Raw genomic sequence first — 1,147 nt, forward strand, 5'->3', positions numbered from 1 at the left:
TTTTCCTTCCTATTCATCAGACGGGAATTTTGGGTGAATGAAATAAGTACCTTTGATTTCTACAAGGGAATACGTTACACCGTCATCGCCTGAATTAAGCTTTTTAATAGTCTCTTTCAAACGGTCCAATTCTTCATTCGTTAGATCCATGGATTTTTTCCTATCTTATTTTTCCTTTAACTTTCCCAGCACAATGAATGTGCTTTTTTCTCAGCGACTTCGCTGTTAATCTCAGGACAGATTAGGTACATGATTTTGAGAAAAACTAATTCTACCTGCTGCCGAGTAATTTCCGGAATTTGGCTTTCTTGTCCTACATAACCAGGGAATCTTAACAGAAAATCCTCGTGCCCAGATTCAGTCGCAATTTTAAAGAATTGTTGGATAGTGGGCATTGAGTCAATGGAGCGGCTTTTTGCTGGAATTAGATTTAGCGCGTTGACTGCCATAGCCTCCCACATGTTACCTGTTTCGGTGTTCCGTACTATCGCTGATTTCATTTGATTTTTCCTACAATTTCAAATAACTAGAAAATGCATAGCTAGTAGCGGCTAGCGCTATTAATGTTGTGGAAATGAACCATACTAACTGAGGATTACTAAAGTTCGGTAATTTCATGGTTTTTCCTTTAACTATTTGGTTCTGATTTTGACGGCTTTAAAGTAAACGTCCAGATAGCGCCAACAAATATTCCGAAGCTTACGAATCCCATCCAATAAATGTTGAACTCAGGTTCGGAGCTGTAGAGGTACCATTCACGCACTAAGATGCTAAACGCTAACAAAACAAGAGCTCTTAATGTGTATACAAACTGCTTATCCATATTTTTCCTATACAAGTTTTAGTCGCCATATACCGCCTGCCTAATTTTCTTTCGGAACACCCATTTTGAACACCCGCCAGTAGATTTGATATCCTGGAGGGCAGCGATAACAGAAGGGTCCGTCAAAATTCTATTAGAGAAATAGTTTTCTATTAGCCAGTCATACTGTCGCTTAATGCAAACATCTTCAATGACACCTATCAGCGCCCAAGCAATCAACAATAACAATGCAATCTGGATAATGATATTCACTTGGTTTATTCCTTTAGGTTTTGGAGAGCATCGTTACCCGAAGGCGTGATGCGAAAACAACCGTTAAACTGC

Annotated in this window: 2 protein-coding genes; both read right to left on the bottom strand. The window is 39.1% G+C overall.

The window, feature by feature from the left end; genetic code table 11:
* Positions 1-176: 176 nt before the first annotated feature.
* Complete coding sequence (locus IYN85_RS25580) at positions 177-500, bottom strand: hypothetical protein (protein ID WP_196161819.1); 324 nt, start codon at positions 498-500, stop codon at positions 177-179.
* Between the two features lie 341 nt (positions 501-841).
* Entirely contained in the window at positions 842-1,075 is a 234-nt protein-coding gene (locus IYN85_RS25585; protein WP_196161820.1) for a hypothetical protein, read from the bottom strand.
* Positions 1,076-1,147 lie beyond the last annotated feature (72 nt).

It is taken from the genome of Reinekea sp. G2M2-21 (assembly GCF_015687175.1).
Classification (GTDB): domain Bacteria; phylum Pseudomonadota; class Gammaproteobacteria; order Pseudomonadales; family Natronospirillaceae; genus Reinekea.

What these genes read in the sequence shown, in the direction of transcription:
- IYN85_RS25580 (WP_196161819.1), bottom strand. Translation starts at nt 500, where the DNA reads ATGAAATCAGCGATAGTACGGAACACCGAAACAGGTAACATGTGGGAG.